This window comes from Streptomyces sp. NPDC001380, from assembly GCF_042895785.1.
Classification (GTDB): Bacteria; Actinomycetota; Actinomycetes; order Streptomycetales; family Streptomycetaceae; genus Peterkaempfera.
The window spans coordinates 172721-180042 of the sequence record NZ_JBIAWP010000014.1 but is presented as its reverse complement, the minus strand read 5'-3'; the positions used below and the strand labels follow the sequence as shown (position 1 = coordinate 180042).

Genomic DNA, 7322 nt, shown 5'->3' with positions numbered 1-7322 from the left:
TACGACGAGCTCACTGGCATCGCAGACCCATCGGCTGACCGGGGCACCCGGGCTGATTTTCCTGTCTCCGAGGTGATCAGCGCAGCGTTTCCGGCGTCCCTGTACGGTCTTCGGCTCTGTCCCGTAATCGGTGGTAGCGCTGTGTGGTCACTGGAGAAGGATGCGGTGGCGGAGCAGGGCGAACCCGGCTCGGCCATGCATCTGCCTCATGATCCTCTTGGTCCGCGTGTTGACGCCTTCGGTGCGGCCGTTGTGGTGGGGAAGGGTGAGGCCGGCGTTGACGGCGGCGCGGTCGAGCTCGAGGCCGCCTGCGAAGCCGTGCAGGTGGGGCAGGTCGCAGGCGCGGACGGCTGCGATCCACTCGGTGAGCCTGGTGTCGTTTCCCTCTGCCGGGGTGAGAAGTTGAGCGAAAGCCCTGATGAGCTGCGAGAGTTCGGTTATCTCGGGGCAAGCGGCCAGCAGTTCCCGAAGGAGCTCGGTGTCCTTGGTCCGCAGGTTGTCGGGGCGGGTGAGGAGGAGGCGGGTGAACCGGCGCGGGGTGGTGACGGGCCGGTCGCCCTCGGCCCGGCCCTGCGTGATGTAGCGGTAGAGCAGGTTGAGGCTGCCGGTGTAGCCCTGCTCCTGGATCTCGCGGAACAACTGGAGCACGGGGACGGCAGGGTCTGCGGCCCGGCGTACGCGCAGATGGTCGCGGTAGGGGTCGACCAGGGTGGGCCGGTAGCGCGGCGCCCTGCGCAGGACCTCGGGCTCGCGGGTCCGGGCATAGCGTTTGACGGTGTTGAGTGCGAGGTTCAGGCGGCGGGCGCATTCGAGCAGGCCGACGCCCTTGCCGAGCAGGTCGTGGACCTGGTGCCAGCGCTCGTGGGTGGTCAGCTCGCGCATTCCCGCGGGTCGGGGCGGGTTGGCAGTCACCCAGCATGCACTGTGGGAGCGGACCTCGGCCAGCGTCTTGTCGCACAGGTTCTTCCACAGGTGCCACCGGTCACTGACCTGCACCGCACCGGGCAGGGCCCGGCGGACGGCCTCGCCGTACGGGCCCGAGCCGTCCCGACAGACGATCTTCACCCCGGGGTGCTCACGCAGCCAGCGCTCAAGCGTGTCGGCGCTACGGCCGGGAAGCACGTCGATCCGCTCGCCGGTCTCGGCGTCGGTCAGGACGATCGCATAGCGGTGGCGGCGCTTGAGCGCGAAGTCGTCCACGCCCAGCACCCGCGGCACCCGCAGCGGGGGAAGCGGCAGCCGCATCAGCAGCCGCAGAGCCGTCGAACGCGACATCCTGGCAGCAAGAGCGCAGGTCAGGCGGGCGCTTGCTCGGCCCGCTAACTCTTTGACGACCATGCCGAGCTGGTCGGTGAGGCGGTTGGTGCGGCGCTGGTAGCGCTCCAGGAGTCCGGGAACCTGCTCGCGGAACGTCTGCCGCCGGCAGTCGAGCACCGAGCAGACCAGGCGCCGCAGCCGCACGAAGACGACGACCCGCCGCCCGTCCACCGGCACGTCCGCGACCGTCCGCTGGTGAAAGCCGTGGACCTTCGCCGTCAGCGCCCCGCACGCCGGACACGACACTGGCCCGCCCTGCGTCCGGACCGTCACCCGGATGGCCCTGCCTTCCTCCGTCACATCCTCGACGACCAGCGCCGATAACCCCGAGAACACCAGGTCCACAAGCTCGTTGACATCTCGCACACCATGCCAACGACGCTCGTCACCGTTCGTTACCACCGATTACGGGACAGAGCCGCTGGCTGTACAGACCCGGCGTACATCGACGCAAACACCGTGCAGCCGGTGACCATGGGCCGGAACCGGATGGGGAGGGTTGCCTGATGCCGAACGAGCGAGGAAGGCGCCGCCGTTTCGGGTCGGTCCGCAAGCTGCCGTCGGGCCGCTGGCAGGTGCGGTTCCCGGATCCGGAGACGGGACTCACCCGCACGGCTGACCGCACCTTCGGCACGAAGAGGGATGCCGAGGTGGCCCTGTCGCAGGTCGAGGCGGACGTGAGCCGGGGCCGGTGGGTGAATCCGGACTCGGGGAAGGTGAATTTCGGCGAGTACGCCGCGGCCTGGCTGCGGGAGCGGGAACTGGCCGTGAGCAGGCGGGAGCGTCACGAGGTGGCCCTGCGGCTGCATGTCCTCCCGGCCCTCGGACGGCTGTCGGTCGACGAGATCACCACGTAGCGGGTGCGGTCCTAGCGGTCCGGTTTGCTGGAGGCCGGGGTGGGTGAGCCGACCGTGGTTCGCTCGTACCAGGTGCTCCGCGCGATCATGCACACCGCAGTCGACGACGAGCTGGTGCAGCGCAACCCCTGCCGGATCAAGGGCGCCGGGACGACGCGGAGCCCGGAACGGCCGGTGCTGACAGTCGACGAGGTGTTCCGGGTGTCCGACGCGATCCCGCACCGGTACCGGGCCCTGGTGCTACTGGCCGGGTTCTCCGGGCTGCGGTTCGGGGAGCTGGCTGCGCTGCAGCGCAGCGACGTGGACCTGGAGCGCCACCGGGTGCAGGTGCGGCGGGCGCAGGTGGAGACGCGGGCCGGCCTGCTGGTGAAGGCGCCCAAGAGTGCGGCGGGCGTCCGGACGGTGGTCTTCCCGGTCTCGCTCGTCGCCGTGCTCGGCGAGCACCTGGGGCGGTACTCGCAGCCGGGGCGGTCGGGGCTGGTCTTCGTCGGGCCCCGGGGCGGCGCACTTCGGCGGAGCAACTTCCGGGACACCTGGACGGCCGCGGTCGCTGCGGCGGGGCTCGATGGGGTGCACTTCCACGACCTGCGGTACACCGGGAACACCCTGGCAGCGTCGAGTGGGGCCAGCACGCGGGAGCTGATGCAACGCATGGGCCACTCGTCGACCCGGGCGGCGCTGGTCTACCAGCACCTCCTGGCCGGCCGTGACGAGGAGATCGCCGCGCACGTCGACGGGCTGATCCGCCGCGTCGGCGACGGGGGCCCCGGGGCGGCATCTGGCACGTGACTGGCACGACGGCCGCCGACCGCTCACGGCGTCCGGAACGGCAAAGGCCCAGCGCCTCGGCGAAACCGCCGGTGGCCTGGGCCTTCGTCGTGATCGGATCGGGTGGGCGCAGACGGTTTCGAACCGCCGACCCCTGCTTTGTAAGAGCAGTGCTCTACCACTGAGCTATGCGCCCGCGCGGACGTGGGCTCCGGGGAGCGGCACGATCGCAGCGAGAGGTCAGCGTACCTGCTCCGGGGGGTGGAGCGCTGCAGTGCCGGGCGGGCGGGACGGGGGCGGCGGGCGGGGTTGACGGGGGGCGGCGGGTGGGAGGATGGGTTCGGCGACAATGGGGAGCCGATCAGCGGACCGACGGCCGAACTGCCGTACGGGCGGGGGCCGCGCCGGGCGTGGGCGAGCTTGGAGTGCGATGTGACGGCGGGAATCACGCGGGGGCGCCGCAGGTCCGTGCTGGGCGGGCTGGTCGCGCCGCTGCCCCTGCTGGCGGGGTTCGCCGCGGTGGCGGTGGCGGCCGCGCCGATGTCGCACCCGGGCGGGGGGACGCGTTCGTGGTGGCGGCGCAACGAGAACATGCGGGCCGACGCGCAGGCCGCCCGGGACGCCGCCGCGCAGGCCTTCTACGAGCTGGACTCGGCCCAGCGCGACGTGCGGATCTCGGTCGAGACCGTGAAGGCCGTCGACACCTCGCCGCTCGCGCGGCGGGCGGTCGGCGAGTTCGACGACCTGTCGCGGCGGGTGGACGAGGTGAGCAGCGCGTACATCGCCGCCCTGGACGCGCACGACCTGGACGCCGACGGCCTGGAGACGGGAGCAGCGGCCCGGGCCCGTCGCGAGCTGGACCAGGCACGGCAGCAGCTGCAGCGGACGAAGGGCGAGCTGGAGGCGTACCACCGCACGCTGGAGCCGCTGCTGGGCCGGGCCGAGAGCGAGCTGGCGCGGGTGGTCCCGGCGGTGGAGCGGGCGAAGCAGGCGCTGCTGGCGGCGACGGCCGCCCTGGACGCGGTCCGGGAGGCCGGGTTGCGGGCGGACGACATGGCGGCGCGGCTGGCGGCGCTGGCCCCGGAGCTGACCCGACTGAACGAGGGCGCGGGCCGGCACGGCGTGCAGGAGACGCTGCGGCGGGCCGACGACGTGCTGCGCCGGGCGGAGGCGGTGCGGGGAGAAGCCGAGCACCTGCCGGAGCGGGCGCGTGAGGTCGACCGCCGGGTGGTGAGCCTGCGGACCCGGATGCAGGCGCTGGAGACCAGGGCGGGCACGCTGGACCCGACGCTGAGCGAGCTGCGGCGCCGGTTCAGCGCGGAGTGCTGGCAGGACCTGCAGCGGGTGCCGCGGCAGACCGCGGAGTCGGTGGCGGCGGCACGGGCCAGGGTGGACGAGGCCGCGGTCGCGCGCGACGAGCAGCGGTGGGCGGACGCGACGGCGGCGCTGGCCACCGCCCGGGCGCTGCTCAACACCTCGGACGGGGCGGTGGCGGCGGTCGGCGAGCGGCTGCGGCAGCTGACCGAGGTGGAGCGGGACCCGAAGGCGGAGATCGAGCGGACCCGGTTCACGGTGCGGGACGCGCAGCGGCTGGCGATGACGGGCCGCAGCGCACCGGACCCGCGGCACGCGGCTCCGCTGGACGCGGCGGTGGAGCGGCTGGACCGGGCGGTGGCCGGGCTCACGGGCCGGCATCCGGACTACTGGCACTTCCTGCAGGAGACGGCGGCGGTGCGGGAGACCGCGGCCCGGGTGGTGCAGCGGATCCGGGAGGACATGGGCACCGGCGGCCGCTGACGCGGACCGGTGGCGGGAACGGGAACGGGAGCGGGAGCCTGCGGGGTCGGGCGTCGGGCTCTGCGGCGGGCGGCGGAGCAGGACCGTGCAGCAGGGGCGGACTGCGGGGCCGTGCCGGTTGCGGGCGGGGCCGTGCGGCGGGCGGGGGACGGATCCCGGTGCGGGTCGGGCGGCGGGGCGGGGGCGTCTGGGTACGCTGTCGCCATGCCTCGCTACGACTTCCGGTGCCGCTCCTGCGGCGCCACCTTCGAGCTCCGCCGTCCCATGTCGCAGTCCGGTGCGCCGGCCGTCTGCCCCGAGGGGCACGAGGACACGGTGAAGCTGCTCTCCACCGTCGCGGTGACCGGCACGGCCTCCGGCGGCGCGGCCGCCGCCCCGTCCGGGGGCGGGGGCGGCTGCTGCGGCGGGGGCTGCTGCGGGTGACGCGCTCCTCGGGCTGAGGAGCGGCGGTCCCGCCCGTGACTGCGGCCGACCCGGGGGCTTCCCGTCCCGCCGGGACCGGCCGGGGCGGCCTCCGGCCCCGCGGTCCGTGCGCGGGTGGTTCCGTGTGCAGCTGGTCCCGCGTGCGGGGGGCCCGCGTGCGGGAGGTCCGCGTGCGGGGGTCCCGTGCGCGGGTGCTGCACGCCTCGGCCCGTTCGGCGGCTGCCGGGCCGTGCCGCCGCCCTGACGGCCCAAGCCGGCTTCCGGTGCCTTCACGGCCTCTGCGCGTCCGCTCGGCGACCGGCCTCAGGCGCAGCGCGGCGAGCGCCCGGCGCTGCGTGCTCCCGGGGACCGGGGCCGCGCTTCCCGGCCGGACGGTGGACGGTGGACGGTGGGCGGATCCGGGCGGCGTTCAGCGCGACGCGTCGGCGGACGGCAGGGGGACGGCGGCCGGGCCGTGGGCACGGCCGGTGGCCGCAGGGCGGCCCGGGGCGGCGAGCCAGTCGTGCCAGCCGCCCGTGAGGACGAGGTCGGCCAGGCGGTCGTAGCCCCGCTCGCCCGGGTGGGCTCCGTCGCCGGCCGCCGCCTCGGCCTGCCAGTCCGGGTCCCCGGCGAGCAGCCGGGCCACGGGGATCCACGGCACGCCGGCCCGGCCGCAGACGTCGCGGAGCCGCTCCTCCAGGTCGAGGAGCCGTCGCAGGTGCGCGGCGCCGCGGTCGTGGACGGGCGGCGGGCCGACGACGAGGACGCCCGTGCCGCGGTCGGCGGCCCCGGCGAGCAGCCGGCCGAGGTGGCCGGCGGTGTCGGCGGTGTCGGCGGGCCGGACACGTGGTGCGCCGCCTTCCTCCACCGCGTCGTTGCTGCCGAAGGAGACGACGAGCCGGTGGTCGGCCCCGGGTGCGGTGCGACGGCGGGTCTCGTCCCAGCAGCGGGCGAGGACGTCGGCCGAGGTGTCGCGGCGGACGCCCAGGTTGAAGCCCGTGACGTCGCGGGCGGGGTCCGCCGCGGCGGTGGCGGCGAGCACCCGGCCCACCCAGCCGCGGTACTGGGGGTCGCCGACGCCCTGGACGAAGGAGTCGCCGAGGAAGCAGATCCGCAGGGGCCCGCCGCCCGGGACCGGCGTCCCGGCGGCGGCCTGCGCCGGTGCGGCGGCCTGCGCCCCGGCGGCGGACGGACCGGTCACCGGCGCCCGGCGGCCGGGGCGAGGCCGCCGTCGCGGACGGGCACGCCCTCCCGCACGTGCTCCAGCAGGCGGCGGACGATCTCCTCGCCGGCCGCGGCGCCCACCTGCGGGAGCGCGGTGACGCCGGGGCCGGTCCAGCCGGTCTCGGCGAGTTCGCCGTGGCCGGGGCGGTAGCCGGCGTCGGCGGCGAGGAGGAGTTCGGCGTCGAGGAGGGAGTCGCCGGCGGTGAGGACGGTGGCGGCGCCGGTGCGGCGCTCCACCTCGGCGAGGGCGGCGCTCTTGGTGAGCGGCGCGGGGACGGCGTAGACCTTGCGCCCCTGGAGGGAGACGGTCCAGCCGCGTTCGGCGGCCCAGGCGGTGAGTTCGCCCAGCCAGTGCTCGGGGAGCTGCTCGCGCTCGACGACGAGGTAGGCGAAGAGGTCCTCGGCGACGCGGCGCTTGAGGGTCCACTCGGGGTCGGCGGTGAGGGCCAGGTGGTGGACGACCTCCTCCAGCGGGGCGGAGGCGTCGGCGAGGCGGCCGCGCATGTCGGCGTGCCAGTCGTGGTCGGTCTCGCCGTCGACGAGGAGGTGGCCGCCGTTGGCGCAGATCGCGTAGCGGGGGGTCCAGCCGGGGTGCGGGCCGGGCAGGTTGATCCGCCCGTACTGGGCGCGGGTGCGGGTGGTCGCGGGGACGAAGACGCAGGAGCGGGCCAGCTCGACGAGGAGTTCCGCCGCGTGCTCGGTCATGAAGGAGAGCGGCCTGCCGTTGTGGACCTCGACGGCGAGCAGCCGGGGGGCCTCCTCGTCGGGGACGCCGAGGGCGAGGGCGCGCGGCGAGTAGACGAGGGTGCGGTCGAGGTCGCTGGCGACCAGGAAGCGGGCGGCGGACTGGCGGGGGGCGGTCACCGGGCGGCGCCTTCCGGGGTGGGGCGGACGGCGGCCGGGGGTGCGGGGGTCGCCCCCCGGGACGGCGCCGCGGCGGGGGTGCGGTCGGGGCCG

General features: G+C 75.4%; 7 protein-coding genes and 1 tRNA gene. 4 read left to right on the top strand and 4 right to left on the bottom strand.

Annotated features, from left to right (window positions below; all coding sequences use genetic code 11):
- Window positions 1–147: 147 nt before the first annotated feature.
- Complete coding sequence (locus tag ACFY07_RS19010; RefSeq protein WP_390869856.1) at window positions 148–1653, bottom strand: ISL3 family transposase; 1506 nt, start codon at window positions 1651–1653, stop codon at window positions 148–150.
- 170 nt (window positions 1654–1823) lie between these two features.
- Between ACFY07_RS19010 and ACFY07_RS19005 the strand changes: the two genes are divergently transcribed.
- Both ACFY07_RS19005 and ACFY07_RS19000 read left to right on the top strand, forming a co-directional pair.
- Window positions 1824–2174, top strand: a complete 351-nt coding sequence (locus ACFY07_RS19005; protein WP_390869854.1) for a hypothetical protein — start codon at window positions 1824–1826, stop codon at window positions 2172–2174.
- Window positions 2175–2213: 39 nt separating this feature from the next.
- Window positions 2214–2963 (top strand): tyrosine-type recombinase/integrase, encoded by a 750-nt coding sequence (locus ACFY07_RS19000; protein ID WP_390869852.1) that lies wholly within the window; start codon window positions 2214–2216, stop codon window positions 2961–2963.
- A gap of 103 nt (window positions 2964–3066) precedes the next feature.
- Here the strand turns inward: ACFY07_RS19000 and ACFY07_RS18995 are convergent.
- Window positions 3067–3138 (bottom strand) — tRNA-Val (locus tag ACFY07_RS18995).
- A gap of 236 nt (window positions 3139–3374) precedes the next feature.
- Here ACFY07_RS18995 and ACFY07_RS18990 point away from each other — a divergent pair.
- Both ACFY07_RS18990 and ACFY07_RS18985 read left to right on the top strand, forming a co-directional pair.
- Window positions 3375–4739 (top strand): hypothetical protein, encoded by a 1365-nt coding sequence (locus ACFY07_RS18990; protein WP_390869851.1) that lies wholly within the window; start codon window positions 3375–3377, stop codon window positions 4737–4739.
- A 204-nt stretch (window positions 4740–4943) separates the two neighbouring features.
- The gene (locus ACFY07_RS18985; RefSeq protein WP_390869850.1) at window positions 4944–5162 is read left to right on the top strand and encodes a zinc ribbon domain-containing protein; all 219 of its coding nucleotides are present in this window, start codon (window positions 4944–4946) and stop codon (window positions 5160–5162) included.
- A gap of 409 nt (window positions 5163–5571) precedes the next feature.
- Here the strand turns inward: ACFY07_RS18985 and ACFY07_RS18980 are convergent, their stop codons facing one another.
- Entirely contained in the window at window positions 5572–6342 is a 771-nt protein-coding gene (locus ACFY07_RS18980; protein ID WP_390869848.1) for a GDSL-type esterase/lipase family protein, read from the bottom strand.
- Window positions 6339–7229, bottom strand: a complete 891-nt coding sequence (locus ACFY07_RS18975) for an HAD family hydrolase (protein WP_230649730.1) — start codon at window positions 7227–7229, stop codon at window positions 6339–6341. Before ACFY07_RS18975 ends, ACFY07_RS18980 begins: the two co-directional genes overlap by 4 nt.
- Between the last annotated feature and the right edge of the window lie 93 nt (window positions 7230–7322).